Below are 23,060 nucleotides of genomic sequence, written 5' to 3'. Positions count from 1 at the left end.
TCAAGCCAGCAGGGCCTCCAGCCGACGGTTGACCGCCGCCAGGGTGGCCCGGACGACCGCCTGGCGCGGGTCGCCGGCCACCAGCGCCGAACCGGCGAGCTGCTCGACCCACCCGTCGCAGACCAGCAGCACGACCACCGTGGCCACCTCGCAGTTGCCGAACGGCACCACCGCGGCGTGCTCGACGAAACAGCGCCCGCCTTCGGCGTTGCCCGGCCCGCGCAGCAGCTCGTCCACCGCCGCCGCGGCGGCCACCGCGCAGAGCCGCAGGACGTACCCGTCGACGGCCGGCCCGGTGGCGTAGCCGGCGGCGCTCTCGTCGGCGGCGTTGAGGCGTACCTCGACGGTGGCGTCCAGCCCGAAGGTGCTGACCTGGACGTGGTCGATCACGACCCGGGGACCGGGCACCCCGCCGGTGTCCAGCGGCCGGGACGGCGCGCTCTCCGTGCTGGTCAGCTGCCCCCCGGAGTACGACGCCCCGATGGTCGCCGGGCTACCGGTGGCCATGCCGACCGGTGCGGCGCCGCCGGGCGTCTCCTCCACCGTGGCTCGACCTCGCGGCGACCCGGGCTGCCGGCGGCGGCGTGGCGTCTCGGGCTCGGCGCGCGGTGGACGGCCGGCCTCCACCGCGGCGGGAGCCTCGCCGGCCGACGGCGTGGCCTCGACGGCCTGTCCCTCACCGGTCCGACGACCGGCCGGGCCGCCCGCCACCGCGCGGCCTTCGACGCGGCGCTCGGCCACCCGGCCTTCGCCGCGCCGCTCATTCGTCTGAGGCGGGGCGGGCGGCTCGGCACCGCGTCGGCGGACCGGTGGTGGTGGCTGCGGCGGAACTCCCGGCACGTCCTGCGGGGCGGCGGCGAGCCCCATCCGCTCCTGGAGCAGGCGGGCGACCTGCCGGCTCACCTCGGCCGGATCGGCACCGTCGGACAGGTCGAGACGAAGGCTGTGGGCGCCCGCCGGGGTGCGTCGCAGCGACGCGTCACGGACGCCGGCCACCTCCCGTACGGCGCCGAGGATCGCGTTGACGTCGAACCCTTCGGGCCGCTCCTGTGGTGGGGCGGGCTCGTCGTCGCGACGCAGGTGGGTAGCGATGCGGGCGAGTTCCGGGGTCTCGGCGGGTGGCTCCACGGCTGGCGGCTCCGGCACGACGGGCACGTCCGGCTCGGCGGGGACGCGCTGCGGCAGTACCGCCGCCGTCGGGTCCGGCCGGCGCTCGTCGGCCGACTCGGCCGCGGCTACCGGTTCGGGGGCGGATCGGCGGGCCGCGTAGGGCGGGGCGCTCGTCGGGGCGGGCGCGTACGAAGGACGGTTGCGCCCGGCTGCGCTCGTGGCGGCGACCCGGGCGGGGCCGGTCGGGGCCGGCGGTTCGCCGGCCAGGCTCGGTGTGCGGGGGCCGGCCCCCGGGTCGCGGGGCGCGGCCGGCGGGGTGGCGGTCGGTGGGACCGGCGGGTCGGCCGGGTCGCCGCCCTCCGGCCGGAGGCGGAACGGCCGGGCGGCGCGGAGCTCCGCGACGTCCGGGGCGTCGCCGGCGGGCACGTCGACGGCGGCCGGCGGAGCGCTCGTCGGTCCTGCACCACCCGCCCAGGACGGCCGGTCGGGCGGCGCGGACCACACACCACCCGGGCCGCCCGCCCAGGACGGCCGCTGCACGGCCGCCGGCGGAGCGCTGGACGGCGCCGGTGGGGCGCTGCTCGGCGAGGCGGGTGGGGCGCTGGACGGCGTGGCGGGCGGGGCGCTGCTCGGCGTCGTACCGCTCGGCGGGGCCGAGGCCCAGGACGGTCGCTCGGGCAGGGGTTCGGACGGCGGACGCACCATCGGGCGCTCAGTAGCCCAGGACGGCCGTTCCACGGCGGCGGGCGGTGCACTCGCCGGCTCCGGCGGGGCACTGCTCGGCGCGGCCGCCGGCCGCCCACCGGCCCAGGCCGGCCGCTCCCCCGGCGTACGCCGGTCGGCCTCGACGGCGTATCCGGGCTCCGGCTCGGGACGGGTGACCTCGTAGGGCCGAGCGGGCTCAGCCCGCACCGGCTCGTACGGCTGCTGCGGCTCAGCGGGCCAGGCGGGCGTGCCCTCCTCGCGGGCCCGGCGGCCCGCCGGCTCCCCGCCCTCGCGGGCCCGGCGCCCGGCCGGCTCGTCGTGCTCGTGGACCCGACGCGCGGCCGGCTCCTCGCCCTCGTGGCCCGCACGCCCGGTCGACTCGTCACCCTGACGCGACCACGGCGGAGCCCAGCCCGCGCCCCAGCTCGGCCGGTTCCAGCTCGGCCCGGACCAGTCCGGTTCGCTGGCCGGTGGCTCGGTGGCCGTAGGCGGCTCGGCGGCAGCCCGCGGCTGCGCCGGGCGGCGCTCCCCGCCGGGCGGGTAGGCGTCGCCCCAGCCGCGCGGCTCCGCCGCCTCGTCACCGGCGGAGCGCTCGGCGGTGGGCGCGTGGAAGCCCGGCGGCACCTCGAAACCGGAGGCGGACGTGCCGACCGGCGGAACCTGGACGGCGGGCGGCGCCGACGTCGGCGGCCCGGTCTCGGCCCAGCGCGGCGGCCGGGGCAACTGCTGCTCGTCGGAGGAGTGCCGGGCGGGGCCGGTCTCCGGCTCGCCGAGCCGGGGCGGCTGCTCGACCGCCGGCGCGGGACGCTGCGCGGGAACCACCAGCCGATCGGCGCCCGGCTCGCGGCGGTCGTCGCCGGGCAGCCCGGGCGGGGCGCTCACCGGCGTCGGCCGGCCGGCCGGCTGCTCGGCGACGTGTCCCACTCCGTTGGTCCGGTGCCCGTTGACGCGGGCAGGGGGCTCGGTGTCGCCGGGGTGGCCGGGCAGCGGCGCCGGCAGATCGCCGTGGCGGGGCGAGGAGGCCGCCCAGCCGAAGGCCGGGTCGGGTTGCCAGCGCGGCGCGGCCTCCCGGGAGGACACACCCTCGCCGGGGCCGGACCAACCAGCCGCCTGGGGCGCCCATCCGCCGCCGGGACGGTTCGGATCGTCCTGCTGACCCGTCCCGTCGCCGTGCTCGCCGGGGGTGGCGGCACCGGGTTGCCCTGCTTCACTCACCGCGCGCTCCTTGGTTGCCCCCGCTGAGGCTACCGTGTGGTGACAGTGGCGATAAGTTACAGCGGCGGGCCAATTCCGCGACGGGTCATCGAGCCCGACCGGTTCGGGGTATAAGTGCCGGCTCGTACGGAGAAACTCGGAGGTTCCGATGTCCGCTGTGGGGAACGGTGCACAGACGGCCGGCCGGCCCACCCGCCTGCCCCGCTCCGCGCGTCGCAAGCAGCTGCTCGCTGCGGCGCAGGAGGTGTTCGTCGCGCAGGGCTATCACGCCGCGGCGATGGACGACATCGCCGAGCGGGCCGGGGTCTCCAAGCCCGTGCTCTACCAGCACTTCCCGGGCAAGATGGAGCTCTACCTGGCGCTGCTGGACACGCACTGCGACGCGATCGTGGCCAAGGTCCAGGACGCCATGCAGGGCACCAGCGACAACAAGGAGCGGGTCAGCGCGTCGGTGCGCGCCTACTTCGACTTCGTCGACCACGAGAGCGAGGCGTTCCGGCTGGTCTTCGAATCCGACCTCCGCAACGACCCGGCCGTGCGGCAGCGCGTGGAGCGGGTCGAGCAGGGCTGCATCGCGGCGATCACCGACACCATCATCTCCGACACCGGGGTGAGCCGGGCCCACGCCGAGCTGCTCGCCTCCGGTCTGGTCGGCGCCGCCGAGACCGCCGCGCAGTTCTGGCTCGCCCGTGGCCGTCAGGTGCCGAAGGCCGAGGCCGAGGCGCTGGTGGCCGCGCTCTCCTGGCGTGGCATCGCCAGCTTCCCGCTGCAAGGTGAGTCAGCCTGACCATCCCCGCCGTGATCGGATAGCCTTCCCACGGCGGCTATTTCGCCCCAGTTGAGGAGGCACAGTGGAGGTCAAGATCGGCGTGCAGTACGCGCCGCGCGAGCTGGTTCTGGAGAGCGCGCAGTCGCCGGCCGAGATCGAGCAGATCGTGACCGACGCCTTCGCCAACAACAGCGGCACGCTGTCCCTGACCGACGAGAAGGGCCGGCGGGTCATCGTGCCGGTCGACAAGGTCGCCTACGTCGAGATCGCCGAGGCGTCCCCCCGGGCGGTCGGGTTCACCGTCCGCTGAGCGTTCCCGGCGTCCGCGGCGGGTGAGGTCGAGCCCGCCCGTCGCGGGGCCGGCGGCGGCGTGGCCGGGTCGGCGGGCTCCGGTCCGGCCCGGTTGGCGGGCCACGGCCGGGGTCAGTTGTTCAGCCCGGCGGCGGCCATCCGCGCGGTGTGCGCGGCGGTCAGCTGCCGGAACAGGGCCGGCGCATCCACCCGCTCCGCCTGCGCGATCAGCGCGGTGAGCGCGCCCCGGTCGGCGGCGGCCACCCGACCGGCCTGCGAGAGCGCCTCGCCGACCAGCCGTCGGGCCCACATCGAGAGCCGGTCCGCCGTCCGCGGGTCGACCTCGATCGCCTGCCGGATCTCACCGGCGGCGAACTCGGCGTACCGGGACTCGTGCAGCACGTCGAGCACCAACTGCCGGTCCGGCTCGTCCAGCGCGCCGGCGATCTCCCGGAGGAAGTCGTCGGTGATCGCGTCCCCGACGTACGCCTTGGTGACCGCTTCCGCCCAGTCGCGCGGCTCCGTCGAGTCGTGGTAGCCCTGCAACGGCTCCACGTACGGCGCCATCGCCACCTCGGGTGACACTCCGAGCGCAATCAGCCGGTCGGCGAGCCGCCGGTAGTTGCCGATCTCGGCGGCGGCCATCTCGCCGAGCGCGGCGCGGCGGCGCAGGTCGGGGGCGAGCCGCGCGTCGGCGGCCATCCGTTCGAAGGCGAGCAGCTCGCCGAGGGCGACCAGGCCGAGCAGGTCGGTGACGGCGGTGCCGGGGGTGGTCGGCGCGGACACGAGCGCAGGTTACCGTTCCGTGCCCTCACACGGGGCCCGCGACGGCGGCTCGTCCCTTCCGCCGGGAACCTTCCCGCCCGCTCCGATTGCCCCTGTGACCCGGGACACATGTCGTCCCCCCGGCCGTTCGGCCCGGACCTGGAATCAGGACGGCGTCCAGCCGGTTCAGGTAGTATGGAGCAGTTGCCGTGGGCGCCGATCTCATCGAAGTGAAGCCCGCGGCGCGCGTGCGGCCCGGTCCGGCTCGGCGATCCGCCCCCGACCGTGTGGCCCGCGCCAAACCGAACGCGCCCTGCGGACACGATGGGGCGCACCACGAGAGGGCACCCCCACATCCACATGAGCGAGTTGACGCAAGGCATTCCGGGCGGCCAGGAGCTGGCCCCCACCGCTCCGGTACGACCGGAGGCACCGACCTTCGCCGAGCTGGGCGCGCGTCAGGAGACCGTCGACGCGCTGGCCGCGGCCGGCATCACCCGCGCGTTCGCCATCCAGGAATACGCGCTGCCGATCGCGATGCGCGGCGTCGACCTGATCGGCCAAGCACCGACAGGCACCGGCAAGACGCTCGGCTTCGGCGTACCGCTGCTCGAGCGGGTCTTCGCGCCCAGCGAGGGCAGCGACGGCGTGCCCCAGGCGCTGGTCGTCGTCCCCACCCGTGAGCTGGGCCTCCAGGTCGCCAAGGACCTGGCCGCCGCGGGCCGCACCCGGGGCGTCCGGGTGCTGCCGATCTACGGCGGGGTGGCCTACGAGCCGCAGATCGAGGCGCTGCGCAAGGGCGTCGAGATCCTGGTCGGCACTCCGGGCCGGCTGATGGACCTGCAGAAGCAGAAGCACCTTCGGCTCGACCGGGTGCGCGCGCTGGTGCTCGACGAGGCCGACCGGATGCTCGACCTGGGCTTCCTCGACGATGTCGAGAAGATCCTGGCGATGCTTCCCGAGGACCGGCAGACCATGCTCTTCTCGGCGACCATGCCGGACCCGATCGTCACCCTCTCCCGGCGCTTCCTGCGCCGGCCGGTGACGATCCACGCCGGGCACACCGCCGAGACGGGTCCGTCGCCGCAGACCGAGCAGCTGGCCTACCGCACCCACTCGATGAACAAGGTCGAGATCGTCGCGCGCATCCTCCAGGCGGAGGGACGCGGCCTGACCATCATCTTCACCCGTACCAAGCGGGCCGCCGACCGGGTCGCCGAGGACCTCGACTTCCGTGGTTTCGCGGTGGCGGCCGTGCACGGCGACCTCGGTCAGGGCGCGCGTGAGCGGGCGCTGCGGGCGTTCCGGGCCGGCAAGATCGATACGCTGGTCGCCACCGACGTGGCGGCCCGGGGCATCGACGTCAGCGGCGTCACCCACGTCATCAACTACGACTGCCCGGAAGACCAGGACACCTACACCCACCGCATCGGCCGTACCGGCCGGGCCGGGGCGAGCGGCGTCGCGGTGACCTTCGTCGACTGGGACGACATGCCGCGCTGGCGGATCATCGACAAGACGCTCGGCCTGGACATGCCGGAGCCGGCGGAGACGTACCACACCTCCGCGCACCTCTACACCGACCTGCACATCTCCCGCGACGTCACGGGCACCCTGCCCACCGCCGAGCGGACCCGGGCCGGGCTCTCGGCCGAGGTCGAGGAGGACCTCGGCGGCGGCCGTTCCCGGCGCGGCGAGGGCCGGGGTTCAGGTTCCCGTCGCGGCGAGAGCCGGGGCGAGGGTCGCGGCGAGGGCCGGGGCCGGGGCGAGCGCCGCCGGGGTCGCAGCGAGGCGGCACCCGAGTCGGACGCCGCCGCCGCACCCGCCGACGCCGCCACCGAGGAGGACGGCACCCGCACCCCGCGCCGCCGGCGTCGCCGCCGGGCCGGCGAGGTGGTCGCGGGCGAGGCGACCGCGGTGATCACCGCGGAGGGCGGGGCCACCGAGCAGGCCGCGACCGGTGAGGGCGAGGCGACGGCGAAGCCGCGCCGCCGCCGGCGCCGTCGCGGTGGTGGCTCCGGCGCCGGTACGCCGGCCGAGGCGACCGCCGACTGAGACCCGCACGACGTTCGGCATCCCCCGCACCGGCCCCGGTGCGGGGGATGTCCGCGTCTCCGGCCGGCAGGCCATCGTTCGACCGGCGGGCCGCGCGTCCCGCAACGGTCCCTCCCGACCTCCTTTGCTCTGCTTCAGCCCGGGCAACAGTGAGCCCTCACTTGTGTTGCCCGGGTTGAAGCAGAGCAAAGGGAGCGAGGTGGGGTGCCGGGTGGTCGTCGAGCCCACGCCGGCATCGCGCGCGCCGCACCGCACGCGCGCACCGCACCGCACCGCTCGCACCCGCTGGGCGGGACCGACCGACCAGGATGATGGAGCAATGGCTGAACCGCTGGACGCCGCCCTGACCGAGGTCCGGGCGTTGCTGCTCGACCCCGCCCTGACCCGGGCGGTGGCCGCCGGACGCCGGCGCGGGCAGCGCCCCTCGGTGATCCGGGCCGAACTGCGGCCGGTGACCCTCAAGGCCGGGCCCCGGCTGCAGATCTCCACCTCCGACGGCGCCCGGCCGTACACCCGGAACGTCGCCCCCGGGTCGGACGCCGCTGCCGCGGTGGACGCACTGCTGGCCGAGCCGTTCGGCAACTGGCACGTGGAGACCGCCGACGCGACGCTCCAACTGCGGGTCACCAAGTCCGGCGAGGCCCAGGTGCACCGGGCCGCCGCGACCCGGCCGGCCGCGACGCCCGGCGGGCACGACCGGGAGAAGGAGTACCTGCTGGACCCGGGCGACCCGTTCTTCGCGGAGATCGGCGGCTCGGCGGCGAAGCGGCGCCAGGTCGACGCGTTCCTCCGGGCGCTGGCCGCGACCCTGCCCGACGAGCTGACCGGCGCGCTGCGGGTGGTCGACCTCGGCTGCGGCAACGCGTACCTGACCTTCGCCGCCTACCGCTACCTGACCGGGCGCGGGCTCGACGTCGAGCTGGTCGGGGTGGACGTCCGGGAGGACCAGCGGCAGCGCAACACCGAGTTGGCCGAGCGGCTGGGCTGGGCCGATCGGGTGCGCTTCGTGGCCGGCACGATCGCCGACGCGGTGGTCGAGCCGGCACCGGACCTGGTGCTTGCTCTGCACGCCTGCGACACGGCAACGGACGAGGCGCTGGCCCGAGCGGTGCGGTGGAATGCCCGCTGGGTGCTCGCCGCGCCGTGCTGTCACCATGACGTGGCCGCTCAGCTGCGGGCTCGGCCCGCACCGGCGCCGTACGAGCTGCTGACCCGGCAGGGGATCCTGCGGGAGCGGTTCGCCGACGTGCTCACCGACGCGCTGCGGGCCGGGCTGCTCCGGCTGCACGGCTACCGGGCCGAGGTGGTGGAGTTCGTCGACTCCCAACACACCCCGCGCAACCTGCTGATCCGGGCCCGACAGACCGGGACGGCGCCGACGGCCGAGCAGCTCCGGGACTACCGGGAGCTGGTCGACCAGTGGCAGGTCAGCCCGCGACTGGAGACCCTGCTCGCCACGGACGCCCCGGTCGTCACGGGCTAGCGCCGCCGGTCGGCGCCCCGCTCGCGGCCCAGCGGGCGTTCGGCGGACATCGCGCGGTCCAGTGGGGATGGTCGCTCGCCCCGGTAAGGCCCCCGCTCGCCCTCGGGCGGAGCGGTCGGAAACGGCACCACCTTGCCGGGGCTCTCGGCATTGCCGGCGGCGGCGAAGGCGTTCCAGGAGATGTCCACCAGCAGGCGCTTGAACTCGGCGTGCCGGACCGCGGCGCTGCGCTGCAACGCCATCCGCACCCCCAGCACCACACCGACCAGGGTGGTGGTCGTGGCACCGGTGGCGGCCAGCACGTGCACGCCGCTGGCGGCCCCGCCGCGCAGCGCGAGCACCAGCAGCCAGATCCAGAAGCCGGCGGCGAACACACCGGCCTTGGCGACGAAGAAGAGGCTGACCGCACCAGGCTGGTACGGCAACGGGCGGCTCGGCTCGACCATGGCGCTCCTCGGCGATGCTGCGGTGCTGGACGACGGTGCCGGGACGGGCACCGAGCTTAGTTGAGGGACGACAATCAACGCTGGACACGCTTCCAGCGCATGCTCATCCTCCGCCGAAAAAAGTCCCGTCCATGGGACAGTTTGTGCGGTCAGTCAATTGTTTCCACGCCGTCGGGTACTACGCTCGGATGCGTCATCGTCCCCGGTGTTGCGGTCGGGAGGGAAGCCCGCAGGGATGAGTTCTGCAGAGGTTTCGCCGCAGATGGCGTTCGCACGGTTCGTGCGCCGGGCCATCGACGACGCCCGCGAGGAACGGGGCTGGACGGTCACGGATCTGGCCGCGCACACCGGCGTCGGCCGCTCCACCGTCTTCCGTTGGCTCGCCGGCGACTGGCAGGACTACCCCGAGCTGGCCAAGGTCCGTGGCTTCTGTGCCGCGCTGGACCTGCCGGTGGCCGCGGCGTTCCGGGCGCTCGGCCTGCCCGACGCCGGTCCGGCCCCGCGCCGGCGCAGCGACGACGGGCCGGTCGAGGCCGACGTCCGGGTGATCCTGGACCGGCTCGCCGACCCGACCGTGCCGGCCGAGGAGAAGCACCACATCCGCGACCTGCTCCGCTACCTCGCCCGCCGCCCGATCCGCCGGGCCGGCTGACGCTACGGCGGGCCGCCGTCAGGGCACGGTGACGGTGAATTCGGCGGTACGGACCACGCCCGCCACCTGGAAGTCGAGGTAGAGCCGGTACCGGCCCGGCCCCGGCGTGGTCAGCCAGAACCGCACCGCCCCGTCGACCAGCGCCGGTTCGGGGTGCACGTGCAGGTAGCCGAGATCCCCCTCGCGCAGCGCCACCAGGTGCCCGTACGCCCCGAGGTAGCGCTCCAGGGCCGGGGCGGCACCGTCGGCGGTGATCCGGAAGGTCAGTGCGACGTTCGCCCCGGCCTGCGGGGTGCCCTGGTAGTCGACGGTGAAGCCGTCGACGGTCGTCGCGGTGGTCGCCGGCGGCAGCGGGCGCGGGTCGTAGCGGCCGGGCGCGGCCAGGTCGACGCCGAGGGTGAGCGCGGTCTGCGTACCGTCGGCAGCGAGCGCGGTGAAGTCGGCGTACGCCCGCCAGGCACCGGGCTGCGGCAGGCTCAGCGGCACCGACCAGGTGCCGTCCGGCGCCATCGTCGGGTGCAGGTGCTGATAGCCGGCCAGGTCGCGGCGCACCACGATGAGGTGCATCGGCTTGTCGTGCACGATGGCGAACCGGGTGACCGGCCGGCGCTGGGCATCGCGGATCTGGAACCGCAGCGGCGCCGCGCGACCCGGGGCGAACTCGGTGCTCAACGGAGCCAGGGTGTAGCCGGCCGCACCGATCGCGAGGCCGCCCGCGTCGGTGCTCGGGGCCTGGTCGGTGCCGCCGCCGTGGTCGTGCGGCGCGGTGCCCGGCGTGTGCGTGTGGTCGGTGCTGGTCGCCAGACCCGCCGCGGTCGCACCCCCGCCGTTGAGCCGGCCGAGGCCGAAGCCGAGCAGCACGGCGAGCACCAGGCCGCCGACCACCAGCGCCAGTCGGAGCGTGCCGCGGTCGGGCGCGGCGGAAACTCCCTCAGGCACCGCTGCCCGACCCGTGACCGGCCTGCTCATCCATGGCGCCCACGGTACCGCCGGAGCCGCCCCGCCCTGGTTGGTGTGCCGGCGGCGTGGCGACGGTCGCAATCGGCCCGGCTCGGGAACTTTTCGCACCCGGCCGCGCGCGACCGCCTCCGGGCGGCGTGGTTCAGCCGCACTCACGCCGGCGGGGACTCAGCCGGCGATCGCCAGGGCGAGGGGCAGCACGTCCGGTGCGCCGGCCCGGCGCAACGCCCGGGTGAGGAGCGTCATCGTCCAGCCCGAGTCGACCTGGTCGTCGACGAGCAGCACCGGCCCGTCCAGCCCGGCGAGCGCGTCGGCGAGGTCCGCCGGCACGGTGAAGGCGTCGTGCAGCGCGCGTACCCGCTGGGCGCTGTTGCCCCGGGCCCCGTGGGCGGACGGAGCGGCCGGCGGCAGTTGCCCGAGTAGCGGCAGCCGGCCGACCGTGGCGATCTGCTCGGCGAGCGAGCCGACCAGACGGGCCCGACGGCGCGAACCGGCCGCCACCACGGCCACCGGACGGCGCGGCCACGGCGAGTCGCCGTGCGCCCACGCCTTGAGCACCTCGACCACGGCGGCGGCCACATCGTCGGGGACCGGGACGTCGGCCGACTCCGGGCCGACCAGTTCGCGCAGCCGGCCACCCCAGCCCAGGTCGGAGAGGCGTCCCACCGCCCGACCGGGCAGCGCCTGCTCCGCGGGGGCGATCCGCCCCTTGAGCGGTACCCCGACCGCGTCCAGCCCGGTGGGCCAGAGCTTCTTCGGCGGGATCTCCACCCCCGGCCGGCCGAGGAAGGTCTGCGCGGCGCTCTCGGCGGTGGTGGACACCTCGGTGGCGAAGAGCGGCCCGGCGCACCGGTCGCACCGGCCGCAGTCGGCCGCCTCGACGTCGTCCAGGCATTCGCGCAGGTAGCGCATCCGGCAGCCGGGCGTGGTCGCGTACTCCCGCATGGCCTGCTGCTCGGCGGTGCGCGCGGCGGCGACCCGGCGCAACCGGGCCTCGTCGTAGACCCAGGGCTCGCCGGTGGCGAGCCAGCCGCCGCGCACCCGGCGGACCGCGCCGTCCACGTCGAGCACCTTGAGCATCAACTCCAGCCGGGCCCGGCGCAGGTCGACCAGGGGCTCCAGGGCCTGGGTGGAGATCGGCCGGTCCGGGTGCAGGGCGGCGAGCACGGCCCGGACCTGCTCCTCCGGCGGGAACGCGAGCGAGGCGAAGTAGCGCCAGATCGCCGCGTCCTCGGCGCCGGGCAGGAGCAGCACCTCGGCGTGCTCGACGGCCCGGCCGGCCCGGCCGACCTGCTGGTAGTAGGCGATGGGTGAGGGCGGCGCGCCGAGGTGCACCACGAAGCCGAGGTCGGGCTTGTCGAAGCCCATGCCCAGCGCGCTCGTGGCGACCAGCGCCTTGATCTTGTTGTCCAGCAGATCCTGCTCGGCGGCCCGCCGGTCGGCGTCGTCGGCCTGCCCGGTGTAGGCGGCGACCGGGTAGCCGCGCGAGCGGAGGAACTCCGTGGTCTCCCCCGCCGCCGCCACGGTCAGCGTGTAGACGATGCCCGAGCCGGGCAGCCGGTCGAGGTGGTCGGCGAGCCAGGCCAGCCGGTGCGCCGGGCTGGGCAGCTCGAGGACGCCCAGGCGCAACGACTCCCGGTCGAGCGTGCCACGCAGCACCAGGGTGTCGCTGCCGTCGCCCGTGCTGAGCTGCTCGGCGACGTCCGTGGTGACCCGGGTGTTGGCGGTGGCCGTGGTGGCCAGCACCGGCGTACCGGTCGGCAGGTTGCCCAGAAAGGTGCGCAGTCGCCGGTAGTCGGGCCGGAAGTCGTGCCCCCAGTCCGAGACGCAGTGCGCCTCGTCGACCACCAGCAGGCCGGTGGTGCCGGCCAGCTTCGGCAGCACCCCGTCGCGGAAGTCCGGGTTGTTGAGCCGTTCCGGGCTGATCAGCAGCACGTCGACCGCGCCGGCGTGGATCTCCGCGGTGACCTCGTCCCACTCGTCGAGATTGGCGGAGTTGATGGTGCGGGCCCGGATGCCGGCCCGCGCGGCCGACTCCACCTGGTTGCGCATCAGCGCCAGCAGCGGCGAGACGATCACCGTGGGCCCGACCGTGTCGGCGGCCCGGCCGGCTTCGGCCTCGGCGGTCCAGCCGGCGCCGGCTTCGGCGGCCCGGTCACGCTCTCGGAGCAGCGCGGTGGCCACGAAGTAGACCGCCGACTTGCCCCAGCCGGTGCGCTGCACGCAGAGCACCCGGCGCCGGTCGACCACCAGCGCCTCGATGGCCCGCCACTGGTCCTCGCGCAGCCGGGCGTGCTCGCCGGCCAGCCGCCGCAGCACCGCCTCGGCTCGCTCCCGTACCGCCGCCCGATCCTGGCTCATCCGGCATTTCTACCAGCGACAGGCGACGCCGCCACGCTCCACCGCCGGAGGCCCTGGTCACGAGCCAGGTGGCGGGACCGTCCGGTCCGGGGTGGCAGCCGGCGTCGGGGGCAGGAAGAAGAGCAGGTCGCGGAGGGGCTCGGTGACGTTCGGCGGCAGCAGGCAGCGCCCGGCGAGCTCCTCCAGGGAGGAGTACGGGCCGCGCAACCAGCGGTCCACCACCATCTGCCGGCACTGCTCGGCGGTCAGGCCGGGCAGACCGGCGAGCACCTGCTCCGGGACGGCGTTGACGTCGATCAGGCCACCGTCGTCGAAGCTGCGGGGCAGGTCCGGTCGCCCGATCCGCAGTTCCCCCCGGGCCGCCGGGTAGTGGTAGAGCAGGTAACGGGAGTGCTCCCGGCGGATGCGCCGCTCCTCCTCGGCGCGGTCCTTGGCGCTGCCCGGCCCGCCGGTGAGTGTCGCCCAGACGCCCCGGCTCAGCAGGACCACGTGCACCGCCCCGATCAACCAGGTGAACACCACCAGGCCGAGAAAGACCACCGACGTGGCCGCGGAAGGCTCGGCCTCGGGGTGTTCGATGTCGAGCAGCGACACCTCGAGGACCAGCACGGCCAGGTAGCCGACGCCGGCGAGCGCGAGCCGCCAGCTGCGCCGCCACGCGGCGTACAGCAGGATCACCAGCCAGGTGAGGCAGCCGAGGGAGAGCAGGACGAGGACGGTACCGACCACCGTGGCGGTCGCGCTCGCCCAGCGAGGCATCGGGGTCTTCGGCCACCGCCCATCGGCTGCGGGCGGCGGACCGGCGAACGACGAGGGCCCGGCCGGCGGTGGCAGGTACGCCGGGAAGGGCGCCGGCGCCGCGCTGACCGGCGGCGGTATCGCGGGCGGCGGCACCGCCGGCGGGGCGACCGACGGCCAGGCCGGTGAGGCTGCCGGCGACACGGCCTGCGGGGTAGCTGGCGGCGGAGTCGGGGGCGTCGGGTCGGCCGCCACCCGCGCCGGCGGGGCGGAGGCGGCCGGGGCTGGCGGCTCGGCGGACGCGGTCGGTTTGCCGGACGCGTTCGGCGCAGCGGACACGGTCGGTTCGACGGAGGCGTTCGGCGCAGCGGACACGGTCGGTTCGACGGAGGCGTTCGGCGCAGCGGACACGGTCGGTTCGACGGAGGCGGTCGGCGGCGCCGAATCGGTGGCCCGGCCGGCCGGTGGCAGCGGTACGGCGGCGGCCGGCATGAGCGTCGGATCGGACCGGAGGATGCGCCGGTGCAGGTCCTGGAGCGCGTCGCCCGGCTCGATGCCGAACTCCTCGCGGAGCAGGTCGCCGTACTCCCGGTAGCCGGCTAGCGCCTCGGCCTGCCGGCCGCTGCGGTGCAGCGCCAACATCAGCTGGTGCCGCAGCCGCTCCCGCAACGGGAACTCGACGACCAGCTCCACCAGCTCACCGACGAGCTCCCGGTGCCGGCCCAGCTCCAGGTCCAGCTCGGCGCGCGTCTCCAGGGCGGCGGCCCGCAGCTCCACCAGCCGGTGCCGGGCCGACTCGAAGAACGGGCCGGGCAGGCCGGCGAGCGGCTCGCCGCGCCACAGCTCCAGCGCCGACCGCAGTGCGGTGACCGCCTCGGCAACGCGGCCCTCGGAGCGCAGCCGCTGCGCTCGGCGCACCGCCCGCTCGAACGCCACCGCGTCCACCGACTCCGGCGTCACCCGCAACAGGTAACCCGCGTCGCTCAGGGTCAGCACCTGACCGGGCGTACGCGGGGAGCGCTCCGGCTCCAGCACCCGGCGCAGCCCGGCGACGTACTTCTGCACGACGTTCGGCCCGTTCGCCGGCGGGTCATCCGGCCAGACCGCCTCGACGATCTGCCCGGTGGGCACCGGACGGCCCGTGGCGAGCAGGAGTACGGCCAGCACCGCGCGCTGCTTGCCCGGGCCGGTGTCGAGCTCCTGGTCGTCATACCAGGCTCGCTGGGGACCGAGGATCTCGAAGCGCACCGTTCCTGACATGCGATCTTTCGCTCCTGACACCCCCCGCTGGCGCCGGCGGCAGCCGCACGGCGGTCGGACCGCAGCATCGGCAGTCGGATCGCAGCATAGCGGCAGTGATTCGGCAGTGCCGGCCCGCAGCATCGTCAACGGCAACCGCCGGACATGCGAGAAAGAGAACCGCGATGACACAGCGCACCCGTACCGCCGGCCTCCTCCGTCGGGTCGTCTCCACCACCACCGCCGCCCTGGCCGCCACCGCGCTGCTCGCCGCCTGCACGCCGGATGATGGTGCCGAGCGGACGGCCGAGCCGGGGTCGTCGAGCGCCGCGCCCACGCCGAAGGCGGCGCTGCTCGCCGCCGTTCCCGACGGCACGGAGGGCACGTTCCGGTTCAGCGGCAAGGACTCGTCCAGCACGGTCTCCGGGATGGTCGACCCGACGGCCAAGGGCGCCGAGTTCACCACCTCGATCAAGGACCCCGACCTGGGCTTCATCACCACCATGTCGTTCCGGCTGGTCGCCGACCAGACCTGGATGAAGGTGAAGTTCACCGGCACCAAGGGCCTCACCGGCCTGCCCAAGCTGCCGGACCGGTGGCTGCGGTTGGACCGGAGCCGGCTCACCGACGGCGAGAGCGCGCCGGTCTACGACGGCGTCGACGTGGGCAACGCCGGCCCGCTCGTCGAGGCGGCGACGGCCGTCGAGGAGCAGGGCACCGGCCGGTACGCCGGCACGATCGACCTCACCTCCGGCGAGGCGGCCAAGGCGCTCGACGCCGAGGCGATGGCGGCGCTCGGCGACAAGGCCAAGGCCATCCCGTTCACCGCCGAGGTCGGCGCGGACGGCAACCTCGCCTCGCTCACCCTCCAGGTGCCGGCGGCGGGCAAGCAGAAGGCGTACGAGTACCTGGTGCGGTACCGCGACTACGGCACCGCGCCGAAGGTCACCGCCCCGACCGGCAAGGCCGCGCAGGATGCGCCGGCAGTGGCGTACGAGCTGCTGAACGGCTGATCACCGAACTGACAGCGAGCGGGCGGCGGCCACACGGGGGGCCGCCGCCCGCTCGTCGTCGGGTCAGCGGCCGAGTACGGAGCCGCCGTTGACTCCCAGCACCTGGCCGGTGACGTAGCCGGCCGCCGGGCTGGCCAGGTAGCGAACCGCCTCGGCGATGTCGGCGGGCTCGCCGGCCCGCCCGACCAGGGTGGCCGCGACCCGCCGGGTGTGCCCCTCGGGGGTCATCCGGTCGCCGAAGAACTCGGTCTCCGCGACGTAGCCGGGGCTGACCACGTTGACCGTGATCTGCTCCGGGCCGAGTTGCGCGGCGAGGTCGTACGCCCAGCCGTGCAGCGCCGCCTTCGCCGCCGAGTACGGTCCGGCGCCGCCGCGCTGGGCGGCGATCGAGCCGAGCAGGATCACCCGGCCGCCCGGCCGGCGCAGGGCAGGGCGCAGCGCCTCGGTGAGCAGGACGGCGGTGAGCACGTTGGCATCCAGGTTGGCCCGCCAGTACGCGGCGGCGCCGGCAAGGGTGTCGGTCTTCCGGTCGAGGTATCCGCCGGCGTTGTTGACCACCACGTCGACGGTCCGGCCGCCGAGCGCGGCGACCACCCGGTCGAGCTGTTCCGGATCGGTCAGGTCGGCGGCGACGGCGCTGACCGCCGCCGGCCGCCCGCACTCCGCACCGATCCGCTCGGCGGTGGCCGACAGCACATCCGCCCGCCGCCCGACGACGAGCACGTCGTAGCCGTCACCGGCCAGCGTCCGCGCGATAGCCGCCCCGATCCCGGTCCCACCCCCGCTGACCACCGCAACCCGCTCGTCCATTCCCGACTCCTCCCCTGCCCGGACACCCCGTCGATCATGAAGTTATCGCCCGCCGACACGGCGTGTCGCGACAATAACTTCATGATCGACGGGGCGGGGCGGGGTTAGGGGCGGGGGGTGGGGCGTAGGGATTTGCGCAGGAGGGTGAGGCGGGGGGTGAGGCTGGCCAGGCCGCCGGGGAAGAAGTAGACGGCCAGGATGAAGATGGTGCCGAGCACGAAGAGCGGCTGGGAGAGCGGCCGGCTGAGCACCGCGGGCAGCGCGTCCACCGCGTCGGAGGTGCCGAACGCGGTGAGCCGGTGGTCCAGGTACATGTAGAGCACCCCGCCGAGCACCGGACCCCAGCGGGTGCCCGGCCCACCGAGCACCACCATGACCAGCAGCGACAGGGTCAGCTCGGACGAGGTGATGTGCGGCGAGGCGCCGCCGACGATCAGGCAGTAGACCACTCCCCCGGCCGAGGCGAGCCCGCCGGCCAGGGTGAACGCCACCAGCTTGTAGCGGTACGGGTCGAGCCCGAGCACCCCGATCCGCCGCTCGTCGTCGCGCAGGCCGGCGAGCACCCGCCCGGTCGGCGAGCCGGAGACCCGGTGCACCACGAAGACCACCACGGCGAGGTAGGCCAGCGCCAGCCAGTAGAGGTTGACCGTGTTGGTCACCCCGACCAGTCCGGCGGGCAGCCCGGAGACGTCCAGCGGCAGCCCCTCCTCGCCACCGGTGAAGCCACCGAAGTCCCGGGCCACCAGGATCGCCCCGACCTGGGCGAAGGCCAGCGTCACCATGGCGAAAGCGATGCCGACCGTACGCAGCGCCACCGCGCCGAGCAGCGCGGCCAGGATCGTCCCGCCGGTGACGGTCAGCAGTGCCGCCTGCCAGAGCGGCAGCCCGGCCTTGGTGACCAGGATGTCGGTGCCGTACACGCCGGCGGCGAAGTAGAGCGCGTGCCCGAAGGAGAGCATCCCGGTCCGGCCGAAGAGCAGGTCGTAACCGGCGGCGAGGCCACCGAAGACCAGGCAGACGGCGAGCAGTTGCAGGGTGCCGGGCGAGTTCAGCGGTCCCTCGAAGATCCCCGGCAGGGGCAGTGTCGAGTACGGCACGATCGCCGCGACCAGCAGCGCGACCAGCGGCAGGAACGGGCGCACCCGATGCCAGCCCCCGCGCTCGGGCGTCAGCTCGGCGGGCACCGCCGCCGGCGGGGCGGGAACCTCAGCACTCTTGACCTCGGTCATGCCGTTGCCACCTTTCCGGCGATGCCCTGGGGGCGCAGCAGCAGCACCACGGCCAGCAGCCCGACCACACAGACGTCGCCGAGGCCGGAGGGGCCGTAGTAGTTGACGAACTGTTGCAGCAGCCCGACCGCGACCGCCGCGTACGCGGAGCCGACCACCGAGCCCATCCCGCCGATCACCACCACGATGAACGCGAAGATCAGCAGCGAGCTGCCCTGCCCCGGTGAGACGGTCCCGAAGTAGACCCCGCCGAGCGCCCCGGCCAGCGCCGCGGCGGCCCCACCGATCGCGAAGACCAGGGTGAACGCCTTGCGGACGTCGATGCCGAGCGCCGTCACCATCTCCCGGTTCTCCACGCCGGCCCGGATCACCAGGCCATAGCGGGTCCAGCGGAGGAAGGCGAGCAGCGCGCCGAGCACCAGCACCGCCGCGATGATCAGCAGCAGGCCGCCGTTGGGCACCTGCGCGCCGAGGATCCCGGTCACCTCGCGGGTCCAGGCCGGCCGAGGGAACGGCCGGGCGTCGGCGCCCCAGGTGGCCTGGAGCAGCGCCACCCCGGCCAGCGAGAGGCCGACGGTGACCAGCACCTGCTCGATGGTGCGCGAGTAGAGCGGCCGGATCAGCACCAGCTCGACCAGGACCGCGACGAGCGTGCCGGCGGCCACCCCGAAGGCGACCGCGAGCACGAAGCCGAACCCGTCCGACCCGGCGCCGGGCAGGTTGCCCGCCGCCCACCAGGTCGCGTACGCGCCGACGCCGAGGAAGAGCCCGTGCGCGAAGTTGAGCACGTCGGCGAGGCCGAAGACCAGCGAGAGCCCGGAGGCGACCAGGAAGTAGAGCGCCGCCAGCCCGAGGCCGGTCAGCGCCAACAGGATCACGGTGCCCATCAGTGCGCGTCCTTCCCGGCCGCCGCGGCCCGGTCCGACCCGGCCGGCTGGTGTCCCTCGCCGGTGCCCACGCCCAGCAGGGACTTGGTCAGCGCCGTCTCCAGCAGCAGTTCCTGGGCGTCGCCGGTCCAGGCCACCTGACCGGCGGCGAGCACCACGGCGTCCTTGGCGAGCCGCCGGACCACCGCGAGGTTCTGCTCGACCAGCAGCACCGGCACCGACTCCGCGACCCGTTCCAGCACCTCGGTCACCTCGGTCACCACCTTCGGCGCCAACCCCTTGGTCGGCTCGTCGATCAGCAGCAGCCGGTTGTCGTTGAGCAGCACCCGACCGATCGCGAGCATCTGCTGCTGCCCGCCGGAGAGCGAGCCGGCCCGTTGCCGTCCGCGCCGGTCCAGCTCGGGAAAGAGCGCGAAGACCTTGTCGTACGCCGGGGTGATGCCCCGCCGTTCGGCGAGCCGCAGATTCTCCGCCACGGTGAGGCCGGCGAAGACACACCGGTCCTCCGGCACGTAGCCGAGCCCGCCGCGGACCAGTCGGTAGGTGGGGCGGGTGAGCAGGCTCTGCGCGCCCATCCGGATCGTCCCGCGTACCTCACCGCTGCGGGGGGTGAGCCCGACGACCGCGCGCAGCGTGGTCGTCTTGCCGACGCCGTTGCGGCCGAGCAGGACAGTCACGCCGGTCGGGGCGACCGTGAAGGACACCCCCTGGAGGATGTGCAGCCCGGCGATGCGGACCGACAGGTTCTCCACGCTGAGAATGGGTTCCATCAGAGCGACTCCCCCAGGTAGGCCTCTTGCACGGTGGGGTTGGCCATCACCGTCTCCGGGGTGTCGCAGGCGAGCAGCGCGCCGTGGTGCATCACGGCGATGCGGTCGGCCAGCTCGAGGATCACGTCCATGTGGTGCTCCACCATGAGCACCGACCGGCCGCTGTCCCCGGTGAGCGACCGGATCACCGCGACCAGCTCGGGCACGTCCTCGGCGCTGACCCCGGCCATCGGCTCGTCCAGCAGCATCACCCGCGGCTCGCCGGCGAGCAGCAGGGCGATCTCCAGCTTGCGCTTCTCGCCGTGGGCGAGGGTGCCGGCGAGCGCCGTACCCCGGTGGGCGAGGCCGACCCGGTCGAGCGCCGCGTCGGCGGCGGCGGCGACCTCCCGGTCGGCCGCCGCCCGCCGCCACAGCTTCATCGAGCCCCCGCGGTGCGCCTGCACGGCGAGCCGCACGTTCTCCCGCACGGTGAGCGAGCCGAAGACCGAGGACGCCTGAAAGGTACGGCCGAGCCCGAGCCGGGCCCGCCGGTGCGGCGGCAGGGTGGTGATGTCCTGCCCGTCCAGGGTTATCCGGCCTTCCGTGGCCCGGCGCAGGCCGGTGATCAGGTTGAACAGTGAGGTCTTGCCGGCGCCGTTCGGCCCGATCACGCCGAGGAACTCCCCGGGCGCCAGGTCGAGGTAGACGCTGTCGACGATGGCGACCTCACCGATCCGCCAGGTCAGACCGCGGGTGGCGAGCATCAGGTCAGCCCTTCATCGCCACGACCGGCGGCGCGGTCTCGTCACCGGTGAGGCTCTTCTGCGCGGTGGCGGTGAACGCGGTGCCGCTGCCGGTCAGCTTGGCCTGGTACATCGGCTGGAGCAGGGCGTGGTCCTCGGCGCGGATGGTCATCTTGCCCTTGACCCCGTCGAAGCTCCAGCCCTCCAGCGCGGTGACCATCTTGTCGACGTCGTCGCCACCCTCCTGGGCAGCGCGGACGACCATCTGGGCGGCGGCGAAGCCGTCCGGGTGGAAGAGGTCGACGGTGCCGACCTTGGCCTTGAGCGCCTTGCTGGCCTCGGTGTCGCTGGCTCCGTCGAAGTAGTGCGACAGGAAGGAGATCTTGCTGCCGGCCGCGCCGAAGGTCGGCCAGGAGGCGCGGATGTCCAGGCCGGTGACGACCGTGGTGGAGGAGAGCACGCCCTGCTGGTCGAGGGTCTGCCACATCGCCGGGGCGGTGGTGCCGGCCCAGGCGACGAAGAGCAGGTCCGGCTTGGCGGCCTTGATCTGGCTGGCGAACGGGGTGAACTCGGTGGCGCTGGCCGGGGCGCGCACGCTGCTGACGGTCGCACCGGCGCCGCCGATGACGGCCTTCACGGCGGCCTCGTTCGCGTCGCCGAAGGCGCCGTCCTGGGCGAAGACCACGACCTTCTTGCCGGTCGGGTCGCCGATGAACGACTTCGCGGTCACCACGTCCTGGTAGGACTGGCGGCCCGAGCGGAAGGTGTACTTGTTCGCGGCGGTGACCGCGTCGGTCGCGGCCGGCCCGGAGATGAAGAGGACCTTGTTCTGCGCCGCGATCGGGGCGACCTGGAGCGCCACGCCGGAGGCGGTGGAGCCAGCAATGATCTTGCTGCCCTTGCCGATGAGGTCCTTGGCCGCGGAGACCGCCTTCGCCGGGTCACCGGCGTCGTCGACCTCGGTGAGTTCGATCGTCCGGTCGCCGACCTTGTTGGTGCCCTTGGTGGCGTAGTCGAGGCCGGCCTTGAACCCCTCGATGTACTGCTTTCCATAGCTGGCCAGCGCACCCGACTGGGAGTACACCAGGCCAACCTTGACCGGGGCGGCGCTGTCGCCGCCGCCGGAGGCGGTGTCCTGCGGGCTGCCACAGGCCGTGGCGGCCAGCGCCGCGGCCATCATCGTGGCGGCGGAGAGGAACACCCGCCGCGTCGTCCGGACCGTCATTGCGACTCCACGTGAGGACTCGGAGGGAGGGAAACTCATTGTCGGCTCACGCTAGAAGTGACGTCACCCACGGGCTATGTGGCCGAAACACACAAGTAACCGGGGTGGGATGGCCGGCCGTTACAGCGAGCTGCTCATACCCGCCCCGACGCCGCAGCACGATGGGCGCGGCCTCCGTCTTCCCCACACCTCATGTGTCGACCCCGGCCATCGACCGCGATACCGGCCCGCAAGCCGCTCGCGCCGGGCACGTCCGGCCCATGATCGACACAACTTCAGGGAAGTTGCGGCCTCGAAGCGGGGCGAGGCAGCAACTTCCGCGGCACCACGCTCCCTCAATCGCGCGCCGTGGTGGCGGGCGGAATGGCGCTGGCCCGGCACCCGGGGACGGGTGACGGGCCAGCGATTCGGGGTGGGTCAGGCGAGGCCGGCGCGGGCGGCGACGGCGGTGTCCGGCTGGTCGGTGAAGACGCCGTCCAGGCCGAGGCGGAAGAAGAGCTCGTACTCGCTGGTGATGTCGCCGCGGGCGTTCGGGTCGTTGCCGATCCGGAAGTCCGTCGGCAGGAACTGGTTCTCCACGCGGAACGTCCAGGCGTGCACGACCAGACCCTCGCGGTGCGCGTCCCGCACCACGTTGGTCGGGGCGAGCAGCTTGCCCGCGGCGTCCCGCGGCACGATCAGGTTCTTGTGCGCGCCGATGCCGTCGGCGTACCCGGCGATCCACTTCAGCCCGGCCGCGGTGGCCAGGTCCTGGTAGGTGCGGGGGTCACCGGCGACGGTGAAGTCGTAGGGGCGGCCGGTGGCGTCGAGCAGCTGGGCCAGCCGGACGTCGGTCATCCGGGAGAGCTTGCGCAGGTTCGCCGTCTCGAAGGACTGGATGATGACCGGCGAGTTCTTCCGGGTCAGCTTGTTGGCCCGGAGCACCTTCAGCAGCGGCTCCTCCAGTGGCCGCCCGATCGCGGCGAAGTAGCTCGGGTGCTTGGTCTCCGGGTAGATGCCGATGGTGCGGTTACGCGCCCGTCCCTCGGTCCGGGCCAGGTCGATGACCTCCTGGAGGGTGGGCACCTCGAACTGGCCGTCGAACGCGGTGTTCGCGACCCGGACCTGCGGCAGCCGCTCCTTGGCGCGCAGCGTCTTCAGCTCGGCCAGGGTGAAGTCCTCGGTGAACCAGCCGGTCACCGATACGCCGTCGATCGTCTTGGTGGCCTTGCGCGCGGCGAACTCCGGGTGCGCGGCCACGTCGGTGGTACCGGAGATCTCGTTCTCGTGCCGGGCGACGAGCACGCCGTCGCGGGTCGAGACCAGGTCGGGCTCGACGAAGTCGGCCCCCATCCGGATCGCCAGGCGGTACGCCTCGAGGGTGTGCTCCGGGCGATAGCCGCTCGCACCGCGGTGGCCGATCACGAGCGGCCGGTCGCTCGCCCGGGACTGCCCCCGGTCGGCGGCCGGCTCGGCCGAAGCGGCCATCGTCGGCACGGCCACGGCGGCGGCCAGCAGCCCCGCGGCCAGGCCGAGGGCGGAAAGGGTACGTCGCAACGCGGTCTCCTGTCGTCGTCGGTGGACCGCCACAGCAGACCGCCCCGGGTTGGCCGGAAGTTGGTCGATGCCTGGCCGG

General features: G+C 74.4%; 19 protein-coding genes. 6 read left to right on the top strand and 13 right to left on the bottom strand.

Going from position 1 to position 23,060, the window contains the following annotated elements:
- Entirely contained in the window at positions 1-2,022 is a 2,022-nt protein-coding gene (locus tag AB0C04_RS19780; protein WP_357056583.1) for a hypothetical protein, read from the bottom strand.
- Positions 2,023-3,178: 1,156 nt separating this feature from the next.
- Between AB0C04_RS19780 and AB0C04_RS19775 the strand changes: the two genes are divergently transcribed.
- Together AB0C04_RS19775 and AB0C04_RS19770 are read left to right on the top strand one after the other, a co-directional pair.
- On the top strand, positions 3,179-3,817 hold the full coding sequence (locus AB0C04_RS19775; protein WP_357056405.1) for a TetR/AcrR family transcriptional regulator: 639 nt from the start codon (positions 3,179-3,181) through the stop codon (positions 3,815-3,817).
- Positions 3,818-3,881: 64 nt separating this feature from the next.
- Positions 3,882-4,109, top strand: a complete 228-nt coding sequence (locus AB0C04_RS19770; protein ID WP_350875542.1) for a DUF3107 domain-containing protein — start codon at positions 3,882-3,884, stop codon at positions 4,107-4,109.
- Positions 4,110-4,222: 113 nt separating this feature from the next.
- Here the strand turns inward: AB0C04_RS19770 and AB0C04_RS19765 are convergent, their stop codons facing one another.
- Positions 4,223-4,876: a ferritin-like fold-containing protein gene (locus tag AB0C04_RS19765; protein WP_357056402.1), complete on the bottom strand. Its 654-nt coding sequence runs from the start codon at positions 4,874-4,876 to the stop codon at positions 4,223-4,225.
- Between the two features lie 339 nt (positions 4,877-5,215).
- Between AB0C04_RS19765 and AB0C04_RS19760 the strand changes: the two genes are divergently transcribed.
- Complete coding sequence (locus AB0C04_RS19760) at positions 5,216-6,910, top strand: DEAD/DEAH box helicase (RefSeq protein ID WP_357056399.1); 1,695 nt, start codon at positions 5,216-5,218, stop codon at positions 6,908-6,910.
- A gap of 319 nt (positions 6,911-7,229) precedes the next feature.
- Positions 7,230-8,393: an SAM-dependent methyltransferase gene (locus AB0C04_RS19755; RefSeq protein ID WP_357056395.1), complete on the top strand. Its 1,164-nt coding sequence runs from the start codon at positions 7,230-7,232 to the stop codon at positions 8,391-8,393.
- Here the strand turns inward: AB0C04_RS19755 and AB0C04_RS19750 are convergent.
- Entirely contained in the window at positions 8,390-8,839 is a 450-nt protein-coding gene (locus AB0C04_RS19750) for a hypothetical protein (RefSeq protein WP_357056392.1), read from the bottom strand. The two genes, AB0C04_RS19755 and AB0C04_RS19750, sit on opposite strands and share 4 nt — an antisense overlap.
- A 235-nt stretch (positions 8,840-9,074) precedes the next feature.
- Here AB0C04_RS19750 and AB0C04_RS19745 point away from each other — a divergent pair, with 235 nt between their 5' ends.
- The gene (locus AB0C04_RS19745; RefSeq protein ID WP_350875552.1) at positions 9,075-9,491 is read left to right on the top strand and encodes a helix-turn-helix domain-containing protein; all 417 of its coding nucleotides are present in this window, start codon (positions 9,075-9,077) and stop codon (positions 9,489-9,491) included.
- 18 nt (positions 9,492-9,509) lie between these two features.
- On the opposite strand, the gene AB0C04_RS19740 is transcribed toward AB0C04_RS19745, so the two are convergent.
- The 3 genes from AB0C04_RS19740 to AB0C04_RS19730 form a co-directional block, all read right to left on the bottom strand.
- Complete coding sequence (locus AB0C04_RS19740) at positions 9,510-10,430, bottom strand: hypothetical protein (protein WP_357056387.1); 921 nt, start codon at positions 10,428-10,430, stop codon at positions 9,510-9,512.
- 189 nt (positions 10,431-10,619) lie between these two features.
- Positions 10,620-12,812 (bottom strand): DEAD/DEAH box helicase, encoded by a 2,193-nt coding sequence (locus AB0C04_RS19735; RefSeq protein WP_357056384.1) that lies wholly within the window; start codon positions 12,810-12,812, stop codon positions 10,620-10,622.
- A gap of 57 nt (positions 12,813-12,869) precedes the next feature.
- Positions 12,870-14,810, bottom strand: a complete 1,941-nt coding sequence (locus tag AB0C04_RS19730) for a BTAD domain-containing putative transcriptional regulator (RefSeq protein ID WP_357056381.1) — start codon at positions 14,808-14,810, stop codon at positions 12,870-12,872.
- A gap of 164 nt (positions 14,811-14,974) precedes the next feature.
- Between AB0C04_RS19730 and AB0C04_RS19725 the strand changes: the two genes are divergently transcribed.
- A complete protein-coding gene (locus AB0C04_RS19725; RefSeq protein WP_357056378.1) occupies positions 14,975-15,802 on the top strand; it encodes a hypothetical protein in 828 nt (275 codons plus the stop codon).
- A 63-nt stretch (positions 15,803-15,865) separates the two neighbouring features.
- On the opposite strand, the gene AB0C04_RS19720 is transcribed toward AB0C04_RS19725, so the two are convergent.
- The 7 genes from AB0C04_RS19720 to AB0C04_RS19690 all read right to left on the bottom strand — a co-directional run bounded on the left by AB0C04_RS19720 (position 15,866) and on the right by AB0C04_RS19690 (position 22,981).
- Positions 15,866-16,612, bottom strand: coding sequence for an SDR family oxidoreductase (locus AB0C04_RS19720; protein ID WP_357056375.1), 747 nt, complete (start codon positions 16,610-16,612; stop codon positions 15,866-15,868).
- Positions 16,613-16,716: 104 nt separating this feature from the next.
- The gene (locus tag AB0C04_RS19715; RefSeq protein WP_357056372.1) at positions 16,717-17,841 is read right to left on the bottom strand and encodes a branched-chain amino acid ABC transporter permease; all 1,125 of its coding nucleotides are present in this window, start codon (positions 17,839-17,841) and stop codon (positions 16,717-16,719) included.
- A complete protein-coding gene (locus tag AB0C04_RS19710; RefSeq protein WP_357056369.1) occupies positions 17,838-18,728 on the bottom strand; it encodes a branched-chain amino acid ABC transporter permease in 891 nt (296 codons plus the stop codon). The genes AB0C04_RS19715 and AB0C04_RS19710 overlap by 4 nt, the downstream gene beginning before the upstream one ends.
- Complete coding sequence (locus AB0C04_RS19705; protein ID WP_357056366.1) at positions 18,728-19,498, bottom strand: ABC transporter ATP-binding protein; 771 nt, start codon at positions 19,496-19,498, stop codon at positions 18,728-18,730. The genes AB0C04_RS19710 and AB0C04_RS19705 overlap by 1 nt, the downstream gene beginning before the upstream one ends.
- On the bottom strand, positions 19,498-20,241 hold the full coding sequence (locus AB0C04_RS19700; RefSeq protein WP_357056363.1) for an ABC transporter ATP-binding protein: 744 nt from the start codon (positions 20,239-20,241) through the stop codon (positions 19,498-19,500). Before AB0C04_RS19700 ends, AB0C04_RS19705 begins: the two co-directional genes overlap by 1 nt.
- Positions 20,242-20,245: 4 nt before the next feature.
- Positions 20,246-21,445, bottom strand: coding sequence for a substrate-binding domain-containing protein (locus AB0C04_RS19695; protein WP_357056360.1), 1,200 nt, complete (start codon positions 21,443-21,445; stop codon positions 20,246-20,248).
- Positions 21,446-21,862: 417 nt separating this feature from the next.
- On the bottom strand, positions 21,863-22,981 hold the full coding sequence (locus tag AB0C04_RS19690; RefSeq protein WP_357056357.1) for a glycerophosphodiester phosphodiesterase: 1,119 nt from the start codon (positions 22,979-22,981) through the stop codon (positions 21,863-21,865).
- Positions 22,982-23,060: the final 79 nt, after the last annotated feature.

It is taken from the genome of Micromonospora sp. NPDC048909, assembly GCF_040649635.1.
Classification (GTDB): Bacteria; Actinomycetota; Actinomycetes; order Mycobacteriales; family Micromonosporaceae; genus Micromonospora.
Note: the sequence above shows the minus strand (reverse complement) of the source record. Positions and strands in the feature narration are given on the sequence as shown.

Excerpts from the sequence above, each read along its gene's own strand:
- AB0C04_RS19775 (WP_357056405.1), top strand. The coding sequence starts at position 3,179 with ATGTCCGCTGTGGGGAACGGTGCACAGACGGCCGGCCGGCCCACCCGC.
- AB0C04_RS19760 (WP_357056399.1), top strand. The coding sequence starts at position 5,216 with ATGAGCGAGTTGACGCAAGGCATTCCGGGCGGCCAGGAGCTGGCCCCC.
- AB0C04_RS19755 (WP_357056395.1), top strand. The coding sequence starts at position 7,230 with ATGGCTGAACCGCTGGACGCCGCCCTGACCGAGGTCCGGGCGTTGCTG.
- AB0C04_RS19750 (WP_357056392.1), bottom strand. The coding sequence starts at position 8,839 with ATGGTCGAGCCGAGCCGCCCGTTGCCGTACCAGCCTGGTGCGGTCAGC.
- AB0C04_RS19745 (WP_350875552.1), top strand. The coding sequence starts at position 9,075 with ATGAGTTCTGCAGAGGTTTCGCCGCAGATGGCGTTCGCACGGTTCGTG.
- AB0C04_RS19735 (WP_357056384.1), bottom strand. The coding sequence starts at position 12,812 with ATGAGCCAGGATCGGGCGGCGGTACGGGAGCGAGCCGAGGCGGTGCTG.
- AB0C04_RS19730 (WP_357056381.1), bottom strand. The coding sequence starts at position 14,810 with ATGTCAGGAACGGTGCGCTTCGAGATCCTCGGTCCCCAGCGAGCCTGG.
- AB0C04_RS19725 (WP_357056378.1), top strand. The coding sequence starts at position 14,975 with ATGACACAGCGCACCCGTACCGCCGGCCTCCTCCGTCGGGTCGTCTCC.
- AB0C04_RS19720 (WP_357056375.1), bottom strand. The coding sequence starts at position 16,612 with ATGGACGAGCGGGTTGCGGTGGTCAGCGGGGGTGGGACCGGGATCGGG.
- AB0C04_RS19715 (WP_357056372.1), bottom strand. The coding sequence starts at position 17,841 with ATGACCGAGGTCAAGAGTGCTGAGGTTCCCGCCCCGCCGGCGGCGGTG.
- AB0C04_RS19710 (WP_357056369.1), bottom strand. The coding sequence starts at position 18,728 with ATGGGCACCGTGATCCTGTTGGCGCTGACCGGCCTCGGGCTGGCGGCG.
- AB0C04_RS19705 (WP_357056366.1), bottom strand. The coding sequence starts at position 19,498 with ATGGAACCCATTCTCAGCGTGGAGAACCTGTCGGTCCGCATCGCCGGG.
- AB0C04_RS19700 (WP_357056363.1), bottom strand. The coding sequence starts at position 20,241 with ATGCTCGCCACCCGCGGTCTGACCTGGCGGATCGGTGAGGTCGCCATC.
- AB0C04_RS19695 (WP_357056360.1), bottom strand. The coding sequence starts at position 21,445 with ATGACGGTCCGGACGACGCGGCGGGTGTTCCTCTCCGCCGCCACGATG.